We start from the raw sequence: 21,700 nt of genomic DNA, 5'->3' as shown, positions 1-21,700 counted from the left end.
ACTCTTGTGATATGAGTTTCCTATTAATTAAAAGCCCGATGAAAACTTAGTAGGGTTTGCTGAAAAACTATTTTAAGGATTAGGGAGATAGGTAGAAACTTTGCATGGAATTTCCTTACAGAGGAACAGTGAATTTACCCACCTCTAATCCCTCCCACTCTTGGGAGTCGGATGTATTTTTCTCCTGATTATTATGCCATGGGAATGCCTAAAATGCTAACTTTTTCATCTTGAAATACTAAACACTAGGCAATTTTTTCGAGCTGCTTTTGCTTCTTTATTGTCGACTATAATTTAAGCATTTTCTATTAATTTTTTCAATTATTTATTAAAAGAAAATTAATAACTATTTTAGTATCCTCTAGGTCCTTATTTATATTTTATTCACTAGTATATTTTTTTATCAAAACCTTAACTAAAATTATAGCTTAGTTTTGATTTTGGAGATGTCTTTTATAAAAGTTTGCTTTATTCTTTTCTATTAAGAGCCTAGACTACAAAAAACAGGGTAGCTATAAAAAACTACCCTTAAAAAATCTATCAAATACGGTTTTAAGTTACAGCTATTTAACGGTGAAAATGGTTTAACATATTTACCATGTTGTTCCTGATAAATAGAACTGCTACATCCCAATAGCGATCATCTACATCCTTAATATCGCACTTAATTTTCCATTCTCCATCATCTAGAACAGGCATGATAGTGAATGCTGTTGCTTTGTGTTTCTTCTTTGCTCCGCAATTAAATCCAGCAATAACTGCAGTCCATTCTGATCCTTGATATCCGGTTTTAATTGTGGGATTACCTTTTACCTGATAAATCTGATATTCCATAGGTTTTTGGGTTGTATCAGTACTATCAGTAGTTGATGTGGCATCAGTAACATCACTAGTTGATGTGGTATCATTACCACCAGTAGTTAATGTGGTATCAGTACCATCAGTAGTTGATATGGTATCAGTCCCACCAGTAGTTGATGTGGTATCAGTACCATCAGTAGTTGGTGTGGTATCATTACCACCAGTAGTTGATGCGGTATCATTACCACCAGTAGTTGATGTGGTATCATTACCACCAGTAGTTGATGTGGTATCATTACCACCAGTAGTTAATGTGGTATCAGTTCCATCAGTAGTTGATGTGGTACCAGTCCCATCAGTAGTTGATGTGTTACCAGTCCCATCAGTAGTTGATGTGGCATCAGTAATATCAGTAGTTGATGTGGTACCAGTCCTATCAGTAGTTAATGTGGTATCAGTCCCATCAGTAGTTAGTGTGGTATCAGTCCCATCAGTAGTTGGTGTGGTATCAGTCCCACCAGTAGTTGATGTGGTAACAGTCCCATCAGTAGTTGATGTGGTACCAGTCCCATCAGTAGTTGGTGTGGTAACAGTCCCATCAGTAGTTAATGTGGTATCAGTCCCATCAGTAGTTGGTGTGGTAACAGTAACATCATTAGTTGATGCGGTATCATTACCACCAGTAGTTGATGTGGTACCAGTCCCATCAGTAGTTGATGTGGCATCAGTAACATCATTAGTTGATGTGGTATCATTACCACCAGTAGTTAATGTGGTATCAGTTCCATCAGTAGTTGGTGTGGTATCAGTTCCATCAGTAGTTGATGTGGTACCAGTCCCATCAGTAGTTGATGTGGCATCAGTAATATCAGTAGTTGATGTGGTACCAGTCCTATCAGTAGTTAATGTGGTATCAGTCCCATCAGTAGTTGGTGTGGTATCAGTCTCACTAGTAGTTGGTGTGGTGTCAGTCCCACCAGTAGTTGGTGTGGTATCAGTCCCATCAGTAGTTGATGTGGTATCAGTACCATCAGTAGTTGGGGTGACATCAGTAACATCATTAGTTGATATGGTATCAGTCTCATCAGTAGTTGATGTGGCATCGGTACCATCCACCTTCATACATTCGTTAATTTCTTCTGTAGACAACACTCGGTCATAAATTCGCAGATGAGCAACTTGACCATGATAAAATCCATAACCAGAACCAAGCTTCACCAGGGTCATGCCACTTATTTGCTTACTCTTATCCTTACCACTACTCCATAAAGCACCATTGAGATATATCTTCATCTCTCCAGTGGTAACATTCTTCGTAAATACCCAGTGAGTCCATTTCCCTTTAAAATCAGCAGCTTTAGCTAATTTTTCTATTCTGTCATAACTGTTTCCCGTATTTCCACAATCAAAGTAAATGTAACTATTATTCCAAGGTAAATGAATATTAATCACCCTGTTATTACTTTGGTCGTATGCAGCTATTATGGAATTATCCTTGGGTAAAGAGTTATCACCATTAGCCCAAAAACTAATTGTGATTGCCCCTGTTTGAGGAATAGTTGCTGTTGGTAGTTCAAGATAGTCATCCGCCCCATCAAAACTTAGACAATGACCAAATTTTGAGTCGGCGACAACTTTTGCACCATTAACTTTGCCATTGAGTTGGGCTCCTGAAATATCAACTACTTCTTTTTTTGATTTGGCATTTTTGACTATTTCATTCAATGGCAAATGTACTTGTAAACCACGATTTATATCCATCGGTGGAGGAGTTACATCCACCTTCATACATTCGTTAATTTCTTCTGCAGACAACACTCGGTCATAAATTCGCAGATGAGCAACTTGACCATGATAAAATCCATAACCAGAACCAAGCTTCACCAGGGTCATGCCACTTATTTGCTTACTCTTATCCTTACCACTACTCCATAAAGCACCATTGAGATATATCTTCATCTCTCCAGTGGTAACATTCTTCGTAAATACCCAGTGAGTCCATTTCCCTTTAAAATCAGCAGCTTTAGCTAATTTTTCTATTCTGTCATAACTGTTTCCCGTATTTCCACAATCAAAGTAAATGTAACTATTATTCCAAGGTAAATGAATATTAATCACCCTGTTATTACTTTGGTCGTATGCAGCTATTATGGAATTATCCTTGGGTAAAGAGTTATCACCATTAGCCCAAAAACTAATTGTGATTGCCCCTGTTTGAGGAATAGTTGCTGTTGGTAGTTCAAGATAGTCATCCACCCCATCAAAACTTAGACAATGACCAAATTTTGAGTCGGCGACAACTTTTGCACCATTAACTTTGCCATTGAGTTGGGCTCCTGAAATATCAACTACTTCTTTTTTTGATTTGGCATTTTTGACTATTTCATTCAATGGCAAATGTACTTGTAAACCACGATTTATATCCATCGGTGGAGGAGTTACATCCACCTTCATACATTCGTTAATTTCTTCTGCAGACAACACTCGGTCATAAATTCGCAGATGAGCAACTTGACCATGATAAAATCCATAACCAGAACCAAGCTTCACCAGGGTCATGCCACTTATTTGCTTACTCTTATCCTTACCACTACTCCATAAAGCACCATTGAGATATATCTTCATCTCTCCAGTGGTAACATTCTTCGTAAATACCCAGTGAGTCCATTTCCCTTTAAAATCAGCAGCTTTAGCTAATTTTTCTATTCTGTCATAACTGTTTCCCGTATTTCCACAATCAAAGTAAATGTAACTATTATTCCAAGGTAAATGAATATTAATCACCCTGTTATTACTTTGGTCGTATGCAGCTATTATGGAATTATCCTTGGGTAAAGAGTTATCACCATTAGCCCAAAAACTAATTGTGATTGCCCCTGTTTGAGGAATAGTTGCTGTTGGTAGTTCAAGATAGTCATCCACCCCATCAAAACTTAGACAATGACCAAATTTTGAGTCGGCGACAACTTTTGCACCATTAACTTTGCCATTAACTTGAGCTCCTGAAATATCAACTACTTCTTTTTTTGATTCGGCATTTTTGACTATTTCATTCAATGGCAAATGTACTTGTAAACCACGATTTATATCCATCGGTGGAGGAGTTACATCAATTGGACTTGTAGAACTAGTATTGCTAGCAACATAAATATCGTGTAAATCATTAGGCAAAGAACCTGTAATTTTTTTTTGTTTAAAGCTAAGAGTAATAGATACATAACGTTGATTACTTGCTAACTCAAATAAACCTAGCCCTGTGCCTTTACCAAGAGAAGAGTTTGGGTTAGGTGGAGTTGGGCAGAATTCTGGTTTGCCTTGAGAGTTTTTACCAGAAAGAATTTGAGTAGCTGCATTTAAGAATATCCGAGCATTATTGCCTTGGCCGAGAGTTCCACTGTTGAATAATTTCCAATCACCTAGGTTAAGTTCGCTACCATCGAGAGTTCTTGCAGTGACTTTAATGGTTGTATATCCAGTTTTGCTACCGTTAAAAAATCTTGATATGGCTAAATAGGTGTCACCAGAGGTTGCACCATCAGTTGCTTTTGAACCTCCTGCGGAGGCTTTGTATTTACTAAAATCTAAAGTGACAGAATAGTTATTTTCAGCTCCTAGAGTTCTTATAAGAGGCATAGTAGCAGTTATGCCTTGTACTTGGCCTGTTAAGCTAAAATTATTCCCTACTTCTCCTGAGAGGAAGCGATTTTCTGTCACAGGAACACTGCCATCTGGTTTGGCTTTCCAGTTACGGTCATTATAATCAATTTGATTATAAGTAATACTTATTGTGCCACCTAGGCCATCAGGGACTTCTACGGTTTTGCCAAATCCTGGATAATTATAACCAGTAGTATTCCAGAATGTAATATTTTTAGTAGCAACTTTAGACACTAATTATTCTCCTTTTGTCTTAATTAATTGGTAATTTACTGAGGATACTCATCATCCTTTGATTCTCTCAAAAATATAGAATTCAGATGATTGTGTAGAGTTTTACCCATACAATAAATTTTAGGTCTATAGATGCACTATACACTGCATATTAAGTCAGCTTCTCTTTTCTTTAATGAGTAATTATACTACTCATGAAGTTTAATATGGTTAAATTTTATATTTTTTTTCTAAAAAAAATATTTTGTGCTAAACAGGCGATCGCTCTCCCTTTATTTAATTTAATTTCAGACACTAATACTCAAGTATTAAGTATAATATCTAGGTCTTACCAGGTAAAATAAGCAATTTTTTATAATTCACTTATGGTCGATTTTTTGACCCCAAAATAGTATTTTGTATCGGGGTTATTGTATTAATTAACTTCACTTAAAATATAATATCTAAAATAGAGATATTTTTCTTGGGATAAATATCTCATATTTCTCTTTCATATTTGATAGATCTGAATATCAAGATTTTCACTGACTTTAGTGATACTTTGTTCTGGAAACTTTTGCCAATCATCTGCAAACAAAGGTTCGGAAGCTATAATTACAGAATTAGGAAATTTAGAAGAATTTTTTAACCAATAAAGACTAGGTGAACTTGCCTCTTGAGCAAATCTAGAAGCAACTAATTGATGTCCGTCTGTAATAATTGTATTTGCCAAAAATTTGACTTTATTTTCCTGAGCAATTTTTTTCAAAAACATTAATATATTATGTAAAGCTTCTTGAAAGTTATACTTAATTATTTCAAGAACTTCATTAATTAACAAAGCAAAAATATGTTCAGAGTCCGTATTACCGTTAATCAATAAATATGGAATATCTTGGAGAGAATCCCGTATGGGTTTATAAAGAGTAGATCGAAATTGATCAATATAGCCATTGTGAATAAATAGTATATTTTTGTAATTAAATGGCTGACAGTTACTGATATCAATTCCTTGACCAAGAGTTGCACTTCTAACATAACCTAGAATACAGCCTGACTCTATATAACCACCAAGACTCTTAAGATTTATATCATTCCAAATAGGTTGGGTATTTTTATAAGTAAAAGGTGAAGTCTGCTTTTGAGTATCATACCAACCTAATCCAAATCCATCAGCATTTAGTAATGACTCTTGCATTTCTTGGGGTTGATAACTTTGGACTATTAACGAGTGTTTTGGTTGAGTAAGAATGGACTCTAATAAGATTGGCTCACCAAGATAACCTAATAATCTACACATATAATTTTTTGATTTTTGATTTTAGTATACATCTACATATTAGTAATTTAATTACCATAACATTTTGATGAACAATACAATCCATTTTTAACTAATTCAGATCGAGAGAAATTTATTCAATAGAGTAATACCATCAATTAAAAAAAAATAATTTAAAATATCTGTTTTAGACCGACTAAGGTTGAAAAGGTAGGGTATAGAAAACTGATCAAATTGAGCGATCGCAACTTAAATTTAAGATAGTAAAACTATTTTCTAATAATCAGCGATCGCCAGCACTTATAGAACTTCAAATTGCCAGTACATTATCCCTAGTTTGATAGTAGAACCAGTCCTTTTAAATATTTATTTAGTCGATTTATTCAGTCAGTGCTTTCAATAAATCTTTTTATTGAATAGGTTTAGTAGATGCTTTCAATAAATCTTTTACTAAACTCAAAGTAATGAGCTTAGTAAAACTGATATATTTATCTTACCATAAAATAGTGAGTAAAGTGCTATAACCCTAAAACTCCAAATCCTGGGAGGAGATGGAAGTGGATTATAATTTTCACAGATTATACTAACATTTATCTAAAATTTAGGGAAAAATTTGCTCTAAAGCCTCGCCCGCCCATCAAGCTTTTTAATAAGTAGTTTTTGAACACGCGCCTTGTATCACTAAAAACCCTCCAACAGAAGAGATCCTAAGAAACTCTCCGCGTACCCTCAAGTTGAACTTGAGCAGCTTTTAGGTTTCGGAGAAATTCGCACCCTGAAGAAACAAGCAAAGACAAACAAGAATTTTTAGTAAGTCGCCCTCAGGCATTCTCAGACTTTAAATGGACGGTTCACTTCCCAAGAGGGGTGGGTTAGGCTAACCGTAAAACATTAACTCTCATCAGAGCCACGGGTCAGTTGTTTAAGGGTGCCTAACAGCCGGGGAAAATATCAACTAGAGATAGTGGCCAAGCTTGAACAATATAAGTAGCAGTTAAAGAAAAATCCTACTAGGACTTACCCATAATTACCATAAATAGTAGAGGTTTTCATTTGCCATAGCACTTGGTTCTTAACCCCTATTTTTGGTGTATAATTTAAAGTGCGTGCATAAGTCCTACCGACTATTAGCTAAAAGTTTACAAACTAAGTCCGGTCTTGTATTGTAACTTTTATAGTCGGTCGCTTGTGTAGGGACTTGAAAAGAAATTGCATAAAATAAAGCCAACTTCCCTTTAACATTATAGAGTAAAAGAAGAAAAAGCAATGATCACCAGTCAAGACCGAGTTATTATTTTTGATACTACCCTCAGGGATGGAGAACAATCTCCAGGAGCAACTCTCAATATAGATGAAAAATTGACCATTGCTCGACAACTATCTCTTTTGGGAGTAGACGTCATTGAAGCTGGTTTCCCCTATGCTAGTATTGGGGATTTTGAGGCAGTACAAAAAATTGCTGAGATAGTGGGAGTAGAAGGAGGCCCAACTATTTGCGGTTTGGCAAGAACAACTCGTGCAGATATTGAGGCAGCAGGTAAAGCCCTTAAACCAGCAGCTAAAGCGCGTATTCATACCTTTATTGCTACCTCTGATATTCACTTAGCTTACAAACTGAAGAAAACTAGAGCAGAAGTATTGGAGATTGCTTCAGAAATGGTTGCCTATGCTAAAACCTTTGTAGACGATGTAGAGTTTTCTCCGGAAGATGCGGGTCGCTCTGACCCAGAATTTCTTTATCAAGTATTGGAAAAGGCGATCGCTGCTGGAGCTACTACTGTGAATATTCCTGATACTGTAGGTTATACAACTCCTGCTGAGTTTGGGGGGCTGATCCGGGGTATTAAAGAAAATGTACCAAATATTGACCAAGCTATTATTTCAGTTCACGGTCACAATGATTTGGGTTTGGCAGTCGCTAATTTTCTGGAAGCAGTGAAAAATGGGGCTCGTCAGTTAGAATGTACTATCAATGGCATTGGGGAACGTGCTGGTAATGCTGCTTTAGAAGAATTGGTAATGGCGTTTCACGTTCGGCGACAATATTTCAACCCATTTTTTGGTCGCCCACCAGAGTCAGAAACACCACTAACTAATATTAATACTCGTCATATTTACAAAACATCTCGTTTGGTTTCTAGTTTGACAGGAATGTTCGTGCAACCAAATAAAGCTATTGTTGGTGCTAATGCTTTTGCTCACGAGTCAGGTATTCACCAAGATGGGGTACTCAAAAATAAACTGACCTATGAAATTATGGATGCTCAGTCAATTGGGTTGACAGATAATCAGATTGTTTTGGGTAAACTTTCGGGTCGTCATGCTTTCCAAAGTAGGTTGCAAGAGCTTGGGTTTAAACTTTCAGATGAAGAAATTAATAAGGCGTTTATCAAGTTCAAAGACTTGGCAGATAAAAAGAAAGAAATAACAGATTGGGATTTGGAATCTATTGTTAATGCTGAAATTCAACAACCACCGGAACTATTCCGTTTGGAGTTGGTGCAGGTTTCTTGTGGCGATCGCTCTCGCCCTACAGCTACAGTTATTATCCGCACTCCCAATGGGGAAGAATTAACTGATGCTGCCATTGGTACTGGTCCTGTAGATGCTGTGTACAAAGCAATTAACCGAGTGGTGAATGTAGAAAATGATTTAGTTGAGTTTTCTGTGCAGTCTGTAACTGCTGGTATTGATGCTATTGGGGAAGTCACTATTCGCGTGCGCCATGAAGGGCGGGTTTATTCTGGTCATGCTGCTAATACTGATATTATTGTGGCATCTGCTGAGGCTTATCTAAGTGCTTTAAATCGGTTGTATGCAGTTTTGCAAAGAGGTGTAGAGAAAATAAATTTACCAAAGGATCAACCTACGGAAGTAGTAGCTGGTAGTTGACTAGCTTAAAACTTATTGTAGAAACCGGGTTTATTAACAAAATTTCTTGATTTGAACAATAATAATTAGGGCAATAAACTCGGTAAAACCTACTAAAACTTCAAGTATTTGGGAGTGCTAACGCTCAGTTATTAGGAAAAACCCCATTTACTATAAAACAACTATATATATAGCATTTGTAGGGGTTAATGGCAGCTCATGCTCCACAATATGAAAACCTCTACTACATAAGGTTATTATGGGTAAATACTGATATAATTTATTTGATGAATTTAAGAAAAGTACTAAATTAGCTCTAGATCGTCAAACTATATACAGCATCCGATCAGGCAAATAATGTACGGCTATATTTTGTGAAAATTATGTAGTGCATGCATCTTGCCCGCGGGGTATACCTGATAACAAGGTCAAGCGCTGTATTTGAGTGAAAATTCCTATCCTGTTACTGATGTAGTAATAAGAGAAGTTAAAGGTGATCGAACAACAATTTGCTAAAGGGAATTAGATGTCAAAAAAAATCAATAAATTAACAACTAGTGCTATATTTAATATTATTTATATCCAATAAAAATTTAGACCTAAATTGAATTTAAAATCCCGTAATCATTTGGGTTGAAAACAAATACAATAATTAATGTTACTGTAAAAGCAATTTTTTTTTACATATTTAAAATATCAGGAAGTAATCAATGGAAGACAAAGTATTAGCTAAAGAGCGAAAATTTCACGATGTTTGGGCATCAACTATTGATATTGAAGGTATCCGAGTAGTTGATTATTTTGAAAGTTGTACCGCACCAGAAAACAGATTTATTCTTAAACAAATGGGAGATTTAATAGATAAATACTTGTTAGATTTAGGTTGTGGAGCTGGAGAAAATAGTGTTTATTTTGCCAAAAAAGGAGCACGGTGTTTAGCGACAGATTATTCTTCAGGGATGGTAGATGTTGCTGTTAATTTAGCAGAAAAAAATAGTGTAAAAGTTGAAGGTAAAGTTATGGATGCTATGGCATTAGAATTTCCTGATAATACCTTTGATTTTGTCTATGCTTCTAACTTACTTCACCACTTACCAAATCCAAAATTAGCAATTAGGGAAATGCATCGGGTTCTTAAACCTGGCGGTAAAGCTTGTTTTTGGGACCCATTAAAACATAATCCAGTTATTAATATTTATCGACGCATTGCGACAAAAGTGAGAACTGAGGATGAAACGCCTCTGGATATTAATATTATTGATTTTATCAAATCTCTTTATTCAGAAACAGCTTATGATACTTTTTGGTTAGCAACTCTGTGGATTTTTCTCAGGTTTTATTTAATTGAAAAAGTTAATCCAAATCAAGAACGTTATTGGAAGAAGATTATTATTGAACATCAAAGATTAGAACCAATGTATAGGAGATTAGAAAAGTTGGATGTGGTGTTAAAAAAGTTGCCTTTAATTAAAAAATTTGCTTGGAATTTAGCAGTAGTAGCAACTAAATAAATTTCTGATTAATAGCAAAAGTAGAAGTTCAGTTACCAAACTTCTACTTCTTGAGAGTTAGGAGTTAAGTAGTCTAATACTTATAGGAAATTACAGATACAGCATTGATAATAAAATTATCTACAATCTGTGAATAGTAAAATATTTTACTATGAGCATCTTACTTAGCAAAAGTATATCTCACTGATTATTAAACATACTGTAATACTAAGCAATAATGATAAATATTGGCTACAAATTACTAGGAACCATTTATTAGGAATTAAGATTCATAATAAATAGCTGCAATACCATTCTTGAGGTTAGAAATTATATTTTTTTGCCAAAGAGAAATCTTATTTAAAGTCTTTTAATCACACTGATTATTAAAACAAATTCAAATTTTGTTTTGACACTTTGTATAATATCTCAAGATTAAAAATAGTCAGTGTAAATAAGATATAAGCAACAATTATTAAGCAAGTTATTACAGAGAAATAGTATAAATTACTCTTGTACTCGTACATCAATTACACTAGCATTAAAATTATAGTCCCTACCTTCTAGCTCAATTGTCATCCCAATTTTTACCTTAATATTTCCTAAAACAGGACCATCATTAGTAACTCTGCCTTGACCTTTTAATGTTAGTAAAACATTTCTACTAAATAGTTCTTTATCTCTAGGATCTGGTAAAGCTCTTACCGTTCCATCCGGTTGAGGAACTGCCACTTTTCGAGTCAAAAACTCTACAGATTTTAGGTCGACTTCTCCATAAGGTTGGTTCCGGATAATTAATTGAGTTTTTTCCCCCTCCTTTAATAATTTTTCAGGGTAACGACCTTTTAAACCTAAAGCAATAGCATCTACTTCAACTGGTTTCGTAATAACATTGCCCACTTGAGCAACAGAATTTTTGTTAGTACCAGGAAAGACAAATATTCCCACCAATACCATAAAAATTATTAACACGGCACCAAGGTCTAAGATACTGATTTTACCAAATAATCGTCCTTGAGAATCCAAAATTTTCATAACTTTATAACTTAATTTTTACAAAAGTAAACTGCTCAACATTAAATAGCCCAATTATCAAGTGAGCTTTTTATAGTCTTCCAACATATCCCATATACTATATAGTTAGTTGTCTGAGCACAAAGTCAAGATTAATCACTTTTCTACATTTACCACATAAACTATCCATTGTAGACAGTGTGGGAAAATTTATATGAGTATCATGAGTATTCTTGTATGTAAAAAGGTGCAGTAAATAAAATTAATAATACTCCTCAGAAAAACATCTTTTTAAAGAAATCACAATGATGTAACTATTAAGTTCGCTTGCAGTCATTTTTAGCTGTTTTATAAATAATAAATATATACTTTATAAGTCAAGATAATTTCGATTATTAATTCTTAGTAACTTATACTTAATGAGGAGGTAATAAGAGCTAAAGGTTCATTTTTTTTAACATATTAAAATGGATAGTAAAAAAAAATTCTTGGGATTTTTTTATAATACTTTTAATCATCCTTAAATATATTAATAATAATTGCTACAGAGCAGACTATCAATTAATAGCCAATGCTAATTATCAAAAAAAAGTTCATTTTTTTAAACATATTAAAGTAAAAAAAAATTCTTGGGATTTTTTTTATAATACTTTTAATTATCCTTAAATATATTAATAATAATTGCTACAGAGCAAACTATCAATTAATAGCTAATACTAATTATCAAAAAAAGTTTTGATACTTAAATTTTATATTTATAAATACTATTTATTGAGGTAATTTTATTGTTGACTAACCTCTGTGATGTTTCTAGTAATTTTGTAAGGATTCAGCTATCAGTTATCAGCTAGAGGAATTAGCTTGTAAGAAGAATTAAAAGTCTGACACCGAAAAGATAAGCAGCTCAACTTTATCTTTTTTTCCCGTATTTTTCAGGAAAAGCCCTCAAGCTGACTGCTCCAAATTAGCTAGAAAAAATAATGAGCTTCCAAGAAGAATGAAAAGTTCGACATAAAAAAGATCAGCAGCTCAACTTCATCTTTTTTTGCGCACAATGGTCTAGGAAAAGCGCTTAAGCTGACTGCTAAAGAGCTGAATGCTTACATAATTTTTACTACTTTTTAAGTATAGTATTACTTTTAATAAAAATTAAAATCCCAATTTCATAAAATATTACTAGAATGGTTTGATATGCTGATAAAAATTTAGAGATTAATACGGCCAAGACTTTAGGAAATCTTTATAATAGCTAAATGCTGATGTCTGAGGGCTGAATGCTTACACAGTAACTTAGGATAAAAATTAGTTTTAAGGGGGAAGATAAGGAAGTTTTTATTAGCTAAATTCCCTTATATTCCAGAAAAAATTTAGTTTTTGCTTTGCGGAAAACCTATATATAACTTTTGTAGTTAATAACAAGATTAGCAAAACATAGTTTGCGAATTTATGATATCTTGATAGACCCAAAATCTAGTACCTCTAAATAAAAAAAATTCATCATGTTGAAAAAACTATCTTTGATTTCTCAGTCCTCCTATCGTAGAATATTATACCCATTAATATCTGTGATAGTCGCTGTTAGTTTATGGACAGGTACAGTACTTCCCAGCCAAGCTATTCCCTGGAGAGAATTAATTTTTCGCAGTATTCAAATGATCTCAATTTCTAACCTGTCTAAAACTCAAGAAGTTGAACTAGGTAAACAAATTAATCAACAGTTATTGGAAAGTGGAAATATTAAACTTTATCGCGATCGCGCAGCTAAGAAATATATTGATAGAATTGGGCAAAGATTAGTTTTAGCAAGTCCCCGCTCAGATATTCCCTATACTTTTCAGGTAGTAGAGGATGATAGTATAAATGCTTTTGCTACTATGGGAGGCTTTGTTTACATCAATACTGGTTTAATGAAAGCTGCCGATAATGAAGCAGAATTAGCTAGTGTTATTGCTCATGAAATTGCTCATATTGCCGATCGCCATGCACTAAAACAATTACGTCAAACATTATTAGCACAAGGTTTAGCGACTGCAGCAGGTGTAGATAATAGTGTTGCAGTTCAAATAGCGGTAGAATTAGCATTACGTCGCCCCAAAAGCCGCCAGGCAGAATTTGAAGCTGATCAAATTGGAATTGAAACATTAGGAAAAGCAGGATATGCTCAATATGCTGCAATTACATTTATGCAAAAATTGTTGAAAAAATCTTCGCCGCCATCTTTTCTTAGCACTCACCCAGCAACATCGACGCGAATTTCTCAGATGAAACAAATGATTAATCCTGAATTTGCCTATAATGGTGATGGGTTAGATGATAGACGTTATCAGGTAATTTTAAATAGGTTGCTGCCCTAGCAGACTAACACAGCTAAAATGGTGCGTGAGAGAAATACAGCTTAAATTTAAGCCGTAAATACGCACCCTACCTGACTAAATATTGTTTTCTATCTCCCTATATTTCCTACTCCCCACCGCCTGTAGTCTGATAAATATCTCTGAAAAATTTCTTCTCAATAAGTTCCCCGCCTTTAATAGATTTCTGCAACCAATTTAATTCCAAATCTAATTTTTCTGTCTCCGTTAATTTCCAATTATTATGCTCTTTTTTGAGGCGACTCATCAAATTATATAAACATAGAGCGGCGCTAACAGAAATATTAAAACTTTCACTAAACCCCACCATGGGAATTTTGACCGATACATCTGCATTGTTTTTAGCATATTCTGATAACCCATTTATTTCTGAACCAAACATTAACGCTACTTTTGTATTTACAGATAATTCCTCAATGGTTATATGCTCTTTATAGGGAGTTGTTGCTGCTATTACATAGCCCTCATTTTTTAATCTCTTTAAACATTCTTCTGTATTGTTTATACTTTGTTCATTATAACGATATAATGTTAACCAACGATCTGAACCAATAGTTACACTCTGAGTGATTGTAAAAATATTTTTATTCTCTACAATGTGCACATCTTGTACACCAAAACTGTCACAACTTCTCAGGACTGCACTAGCATTGTGGGGCTGATAAATATCTTCTAAAATAACAGTAATGTCGCGGGTTCGTTGCTGTAAAACTGATAAGATTTTTTCCCGACGAGCTGGAGTTATAAATTGACTTAAATAAGTAATTAATTGTTGTTTTTTTCCTATTTCCATTCAACATTAATTTCAACTATATGAGTAGATAAAGTAGAAGTGAAGCCAGAATAAATAAGATTCAAAATTATGGAAAAAGCTTTTATTTATATGACTACAAAAAAATGTTGGCAACTCAATAAAATTTAAATCTTTTATCTTCAATATTTTGACTTTATTTGATGGCTTCAGGCTATTATAACCAATATTTTTTCACTTTAAACTTTTCTTAGTTTTGTTTGATTATTGAGAAAATTTTGATAAATTTTGAAAAAATTTTTTCCTAGATTTATAAGATTTCACAAGTTCATTTAAGGGTACTTTCCTAGTTTGATTATCCTTAATATTAACCTGATAAATAATATTATTATCAGCATCTAACCCTGTGAGCCACCCACTGTGAGAATGATATGCACCAGTATCAATACCTAACCAACCTTGTCCACAAACTAATTCTCCGGGTTCAACATCATCAAAAGTAAAAGTTATAGTATGACCTATAATAATTAATTTATCAGAAAAGTAAGGTTTTTTCACAGAATGAAACTCATGGCGAATCCAACAACATTCATGGGAAGTTTGCCTTTCAATAGGTAGTTTAGGATTAATTCCTCCATGAACTAACCAAATATTTCCTAAGTCTAGATATAGAGGTAGCGATCGCATCCACTCTAAATCATCATAAGGCATTGCTCCTGTTTTTCGATAACTCTCCACAGTTTCAAGACCACCACTATTATACCAATGTGGCCATGCCTCATGCTTGAGTTCTGTATCTGAAAGAGCTTGAATCATCATGTGTTCGTGGTTTCCCATGACACACTGATAAGGACTATTTCTGACGAATTCTACTACTTGAGAACTTTTCGGACCTCTATCAATTAAATCTCCTAGAAAATATACCATATCATCTATGCCAGGAGCTACCATATCTAATAAAGCGATTAGGCCATCATAATTCCCATGTATATCGCCAATAATAATACGTCTCTGGTTCATTTTTGCTTCTAATAGGTTTGACTATCATACCCTGATCTCCTTGCTTATTAAAGTAGGCAAAAGAAAAAATTTTACATCATACTAAGTTTAAGTTTTCATTCAAGTATAGTAAAGATATTTTAATACTATACTTAATTATTGATAGTATATCACATGATTTTGGAAGGTATTTTCAGACTACATAAATATCATCAATACCTTCGGTCTTTATAGAAAATTAGTTACTCAAAGCACGGAAAAATTTTTGAATTTCGGTTAATAAACTTTTCTTTTTTGGAGAACTATTCATAGTCTGAGAAGATGAAATAGAGTTATCTGTTTTAGCTGTACCAGTAGCTTTAGCTAAAATCATATCTACTTCATCTCCTACTGGTTTTTCTGGTTGTTCAGCAATTAACTTATACTGGCCGTTTTCTTCAAGCCAAACTTGCCAGGGAGAAGGATAACAACGATATAGTGCTGCCCCACCAAGAGACCTAATATAATAGCAAGATTCAATAGTTTTGATAAACCTTTCTCGAAGTTGGCGTGCTGCATAACCAATTCCCACAATAGAAACATCCTCCAATTTCGGGATTAACATAATAACTGGACGATCGCCAGCAAGATTAGACAATTTTTCAGTCTGGGCCACTTCTATAGCAGAAGGAGCAATTAATAAGAAACATTGGTCTTCAGGTTCAACTTTTTTGTCAACAGGAGATCTACTTGTACCAAGATCTTCTATTTTAAACGTGGCATCTTGCCAATCTCGTCTAGCTAAAGCTGCTGCTCCCGAGTCAGGAAAAAAGACTTTGAGCTTAGTACTTGTTTCGAGCAAAGCAGGGATAAATTGTTTTGCCAGAGATTGAGCTTGAAGTTCTATATCTGGAACAACTATCTCAATTTGGACTCTAGTATAACCATCTTGGAGGGCTGCTTTAGTCGCTTCCATTCCTTGGACAATTGCCTCATTTATATCATTGGGTAGTTTAGTCATCTATGATTAATATCTACTAAATTAATATGGGTTGATAGAAAATTTTAAAAGGTATCTTAGTTACTTTTCATAACTATAATAAGTATTAAGTATAAAGTTGAACTAGAATCAATATCACATAAGCTATTATGGGAAAATAAATAATAGCTGAATATTTAGATATTTGTTTATTTCCCTCTTTCTTAATCCAATATTTTTTCATTTTAAAAAGTAAACAGGTTGTCCTATCACTGAGGACTTGATCGACTTATTAACAAGCTAAGTTTATAGGGAATTCCAAATTTATGTTGTATAAATATTAATGATCAAACCTTTGTAGTAAAATAATATTGCCTGTTAAAACCTTACATCACCATTGATGAAATCTGCTCTAGAGTTTCAACCATTTATCAAAAACTTTTCTATTTCTATCTTTTATCTTCAACAGAGGATTTTCAGGAGGAGGAAGGGGGGATAAAATACTCCTGAGTTCTGAGTTATAGGCGAACCCATGCATAGTTTTTCATAAAGCCCTAAGTATAGTATTAATAGACTGAAATTTACATAAGAACATTTTTTTTGTATCAGTTTCAGACTACCACTGCAAAAATGGTTGGTATAATATTTTCTACTGTACTTTTGTTTAAAGACTAACCACTTCAAACAATATTTTCAACACTGTTACTACTGTACCTCATAAACCACCGAATGCCCTGTATATTTCTCCTCATAGAAATGTCTAATATAACAATTAAATATGACCAATAAGTAAAAATTCTCTTATATGCTCTATGCTCAAAATCAGGGTGTTAGTGATTTTGGCACGTGATTATCCTTTAATAGCGATCGCCTAACTATTAACTGAAAAAAAATTTATGTTTAGCCATATTTAGATTTTTTGATGTTAATTTACCAACACCAGAATAACGATCTTGAAGTTTGCTTGGTGAATATTCCTCAAAAATGTCTGGAAATTTACCAGTAAACTGCTGCAAATAATTATGAAATTGCCCATAGTTTTCAGTGCAGTTAAACTAACATAATTTAAGCTTTGCCTAATGTAAACTTTACTGTTGATAAAATCTGGGTAATTAACACAAACTTTTAACATTAATTGACTCAATTATTTAAATTTATTCTATTTATAAACCATAATTTTATATCAAATATCGTTTTTTTATTGATCTAATTAAAGATATTATATCCTAACATTACTTGCCAACCAAACCTCCCATAGATAATGCATTAATAGCTTCAGGCAAATTATCATTTTGACTATTAGCAAAATAGGATTATATATTATGTATATTATCTACTTACCATTAAACTGTGGGAACACTATAAATTTTGCGAAAAGTAGTAGACTTAAGAAATATAAATGGTGCGTTACGATATATTTTTAAATAGTTTTTATACCCTGAATTAGGTCTGTATAAAGCACCCTACTAGACTTTTACATTTTAACTTTTAAATTTTAACTTTTGCCCATTAATTAAACTATATCGTCCCCTACTTTTCCAACAATTTATAATTTTAAAAATCCACAGTTAGAGGTGCCCTCGGAAAAGGAATCACATCTCGAATATTCCCCATTCCTGTCATAAACTGTACCACTCTTTCAAATCCCAAACCAAACCCCGCATGAGGGACAGTACCATACCTCCGCAAATCTAAATACCACCATAATTCTTCCTTATTCATCTCCTGTTCATCTATGCGCCTCTCCAAAACATCTAAACGTTCTTCCCTCTGAGAACCACCAATAATTTCTCCTACTTTCGGCACTAAAACATCCATTGCTCTAACTGTTTTAGCGTCATCATTTAACCGCATATAAAAAGCCTTAATTTTTGCAGGATAATCAGTCACAATAACAGGTTTTTTAAACAACTCCTCACACAAATAACGTTCATGTTCTGACTGTAAATCCAAACCCCAGTCTACCGGGTAATCAAACTTTTTATCCGCCTTTTCTAATAAAGAAACTGCCTCAGTATAAGTAATCCGTTCAAAACTATTATTAATAATTGTATCCGCGGTTTCAAAAACTGTTTTATCAATCCGTTTATTGAAAAATTCCATATCCTCCGGACAACCTTCTAAAACAGATTTAAAAATATATTTTAAGAATTCCTCAGCTAAATCCATATCTCCTTCCAAGTCGCAAAAAGCCATCTCAGGTTCAATCATCCAAAACTCAGCTAAATGCCGAGAAGTATTAGAATTTTCTGCTCTAAAAGTCGGACCAAACGTATAAACATTACTCAAAGCAGTTGCCATAATTTCTGCTTCTAACTGACCACTAACTGTCAGAAAAGCCGACTTTCCAAAAAAGTCTTGACTAAAATCAATATCTTGTTTTTCTGTGAGAGGAATTTTCTTTAAATCTAAATTAGTAACAGTAAACATTTCTCCCGCACCTTCACAGTCACTAGCAGTAATAATAGGAGTGTGAACCCACAAAAAACCTCGTTCTTGAAAAAATTGATGAATGGCATTAGCACAAGTATTTCTTACCCGAAAAACTGCTCCATAAGTATTAGTACGTCCTCGCAAATGTGCAATAGTGCGGAGAAACTCAAAAGAATGACGTTTTTTCTGCAAAGGATATGTTTCAGGGTCGGCATCACCATAAGCAGTAATACTTTCTGCCTTTAATTCAATTCTTTGCCCCTTTGCTGGGGACTCTACCAAAATACCAGTCATTTCTACTGAGGCACCTGTATTCATTTGCTGCAAACTTTCCTGATAATTTGGTAGATCAGGATTTAATACTACTTGCAAATTAGCTAAACATGAACCGTCATTAACTTCTACAAAAGCAAACTCTTTCAATTCTCGCTTAGTGCGTACCCACCCTTGAATTGTTACTTTGGCATCAGGTTGACCGCTTCCTAATATTTTTGCAATTCGTTGCTTTGTCATATATTTAATCCTGCTTTTATAGTATTATAAAGTTTAGCTTTATCCGGCAAAAGCCCTACGCCTGCAAGGGATAGCGTCAGTACGAGATAAATCCCGGCCTTAACCATCTGGTGTAGTTTGGCTTTCTATTATAGAATATTATGCTATGATCAGTATCTCTCATAGGAAAAATTCCATAAGTTTAGATGCTATCCTAAATAAAGATATTTAAAGCGTTTCCCATTGTCTGTGAGGTACACATCTACCGTGCAAGATGTCTGAACTTTTATAATTATCGTAATTTCCCTTGTGTGTCGTTTGCTTGCTCATTTGCTATATTTAGGCACATCACAACGAAATAAATAATATTTTTATTAACTATTAAGAACAAATCTTTGATATGGCTTGCCAATTTTACTCAAAAAACAACACAAAAGCTAACTTAAGCATAAGCATGGTATGAACTGAAGGGAAAAGAACCATTAAAGCTCAACAAGATAAAGCAAGATAAAGGTGGTAAGCATTTACCTAATAGATATCTCCACCAAAAGATTCCCAAAATCTGATCCCGTCGTTACCAAATTAGCATTTTTGGAGAGGTTAAATATTTAATTGTCCCAGTCTGGGTCATCTGAATCTTGCATTTATGCTGAAATTCTCCAATTATTTAACATACATACTTCAAGTCGCTAAAAAAGTATTTCATGTCGCAAAAGCAAAAGTGACACACTAGAATGGTAAGATGCAAACCTAACTATATGTCTCACTCAATTAATAAATAGGGATTAGACATTGTTTGTCAAAGTAATATTAAATCTAGACTAATGGACTGACTCCCTTAAGAATGTAAGCTCTTATAGAACTAAGTGAAATCCAATATGTGCTTTATTCTGGTTTAGTTTATTCTAAGGATAAGCTTTGCTAATGTCTTTCAACCCAACCCCAATTTATTGCACCATTTTAGCTGTGTCAGTCCAGTAGCTTAGGTGTCAGCTATCCCTGAGATGAAAAGGCAATAATACTGATACTGAGAAAGCAAACTCTTAAGTTTTCTCTATAACCAACAAGCATTAGGAACTCTATCTGTCTTAATATCAGCTTGTGCATTCACTGTCCTAGAGTTTGGCCATAGAGCGATCGCCACAGCATAAAAATTTCCTATAAAAATAAAGCAGAAAAATTATCCACCAAAGTAAAAGTATAAGTATTCAGGCGGACATAATATTATGTATTCAAAGTGTAACTATACACCAAAATTAGGTGTGTTAAGGTTGTTCTTCTTCCTACTATATAAGGTAGTGCCTGAGTAAGTCCTAATTAGTTATTGGCTTTTTGCTTATCAGTTATCTTCATTTCGCTAGATCATAGTTTTGAGCTCTAGTGGAGCGATCGCTAAACTAGCATAAATATCCCCTTCCATATCTGCCAAGCAGATCGTCAAGCTTTGCTCTTGACTTTGAAAAACTGGCACATTCAGAAGGCTTCCGAGCTGTAATTTTTTTTTTAACTAAATCATACCAATTCTTATGTATTAATGCTAACTTTTTGTCAAACTTCTGTTATTGAATAATAATTCAAAATGATTAACACAAAGGAAATAACTTTTTTGCAGCTAAATTAATGTTAATCTTAGGTGGTGTTTTACTAAACATTGCAGACAATGTCCCTAATTCTAATCAAAATCCCCCTTTGAAGAGTTTTTGATAAATGGTATTGTTTCTCCAGCTACTAGAACTATATGACTAAAATTTTCGGTAAGGAGCGAACAAATTAAATCTACACCCCTTAACCTCTTGTGTTTTTCACACTTAATAAAACAGTCAACCCCTTTTTAAGGAGGAGCTAGGTTTTTTCACCCACACTTTTCAAACTAGACCCACTACTAGTATTAACTCGTATTACTTTAGAGCCTTTTTGTTACGATAACCATAAAGCATTGTTACCATTACTATAGCCAAAATCTATACGATAAAATCTTTAATTATCTGATTCCAGTAGAGCATATATTCTTTCCAATTTTTATGAGCAGTAGTCAAATATACTACTTTAGCATCTATTAAGTTTTCAAGCATAGCCCCAGTCTAAACTGCATTCTAAGTCCCAAAAACTTCGATCAAGATTTTCTTCGCGCTTCACAATGCTCCTGCGCTTCAGAAAAATTGGTTTGTATCATAGTTTTTCTAGTTTAATTTTTTTTCCATCTAAATTTATGCTCTGATTTAAAGTGCTAACGTTTGTTAAAAATACATAGTAAAGATTTGTCTATATTAGAAGTATATCCCGATTTTTATCAGCTCTTCTTGTAAACGCTTTTACTAAACATGACATCTTAGTTATTAGCATTTATCTATTAGTTGTCAGTACCTAGCA

At 33.9% G+C, this 21,700-nt stretch carries 10 protein-coding genes; 3 read left to right on the top strand and 7 right to left on the bottom strand.

Annotation, left to right across the window (positions count from 1 at the left end; translation table 11 throughout):
* Window positions 1-567 precede the first annotated feature (567 nt).
* Both TERY_RS25180 and egtC read right to left on the bottom strand, forming a co-directional pair.
* A complete protein-coding gene (locus TERY_RS25180) occupies window positions 568-4,692 on the bottom strand; it encodes a LamG-like jellyroll fold domain-containing protein (RefSeq protein WP_011611852.1) in 4,125 nt (1,374 codons plus the stop codon).
* A gap of 490 nt (window positions 4,693-5,182) precedes the next feature.
* Window positions 5,183-5,971, bottom strand: coding sequence for an ergothioneine biosynthesis protein EgtC (gene egtC / locus TERY_RS10710; protein ID WP_011611851.1), 789 nt, complete (start codon window positions 5,969-5,971; stop codon window positions 5,183-5,185).
* Window positions 5,972-7,216: 1,245 nt separating this feature from the next.
* Here egtC and TERY_RS10705 point away from each other — a divergent pair.
* Together TERY_RS10705 and TERY_RS10700 are read left to right on the top strand one after the other, a co-directional pair.
* A complete protein-coding gene (locus TERY_RS10705; RefSeq protein WP_011611850.1) occupies window positions 7,217-8,842 on the top strand; it encodes a 2-isopropylmalate synthase in 1,626 nt (541 codons plus the stop codon).
* A gap of 689 nt (window positions 8,843-9,531) precedes the next feature.
* Window positions 9,532-10,332 carry a methyltransferase domain-containing protein gene (locus TERY_RS10700; protein ID WP_011611849.1) on the top strand — a complete coding sequence of 267 codons (801 nt, stop codon included), beginning with the start codon at window positions 9,532-9,534 and terminating at the stop codon, window positions 10,330-10,332.
* Between the two features lie 486 nt (window positions 10,333-10,818).
* Here the strand turns inward: TERY_RS10700 and TERY_RS10695 are convergent, their stop codons facing one another.
* Complete coding sequence (locus TERY_RS10695; protein ID WP_011611848.1) at window positions 10,819-11,346, bottom strand: DUF4330 family protein; 528 nt, start codon at window positions 11,344-11,346, stop codon at window positions 10,819-10,821.
* Window positions 11,347-12,824: 1,478 nt separating this feature from the next.
* Here TERY_RS10695 and TERY_RS10690 point away from each other — a divergent pair.
* Entirely contained in the window at window positions 12,825-13,679 is an 855-nt protein-coding gene (locus TERY_RS10690) for a M48 family metalloprotease (protein WP_011611847.1), read from the top strand.
* Window positions 13,680-13,785: 106 nt separating this feature from the next.
* On the opposite strand, the gene TERY_RS10685 is transcribed toward TERY_RS10690, so the two are convergent.
* The 4 genes from TERY_RS10685 to asnS form a co-directional block, all read right to left on the bottom strand.
* Window positions 13,786-14,490, bottom strand: a complete 705-nt coding sequence (locus TERY_RS10685) for a TrmH family RNA methyltransferase (protein ID WP_011611846.1) — start codon at window positions 14,488-14,490, stop codon at window positions 13,786-13,788.
* A gap of 222 nt (window positions 14,491-14,712) precedes the next feature.
* Window positions 14,713-15,468 (bottom strand): metallophosphoesterase, encoded by a 756-nt coding sequence (locus tag TERY_RS10680; protein ID WP_011611845.1) that lies wholly within the window; start codon window positions 15,466-15,468, stop codon window positions 14,713-14,715.
* A 217-nt stretch (window positions 15,469-15,685) separates the two neighbouring features.
* Complete coding sequence (locus TERY_RS10675) at window positions 15,686-16,447, bottom strand: DUF1995 family protein (RefSeq protein WP_011611844.1); 762 nt, start codon at window positions 16,445-16,447, stop codon at window positions 15,686-15,688.
* Window positions 16,448-17,959: 1,512 nt separating this feature from the next.
* Window positions 17,960-19,351, bottom strand: coding sequence for an asparagine--tRNA ligase (gene asnS / locus TERY_RS10670; RefSeq protein WP_011611843.1), 1,392 nt, complete (start codon window positions 19,349-19,351; stop codon window positions 17,960-17,962).
* Window positions 19,352-21,700 lie beyond the last annotated feature (2,349 nt).

The sequence above is a fragment of the Trichodesmium erythraeum IMS101 genome (genome assembly GCF_000014265.1).
GTDB lineage: Bacteria > Cyanobacteriota > Cyanobacteriia > Cyanobacteriales > Microcoleaceae > Trichodesmium > Trichodesmium erythraeum.
Note: the sequence above shows the minus strand (reverse complement) of the source record. Positions and strands in the feature narration are given on the sequence as shown.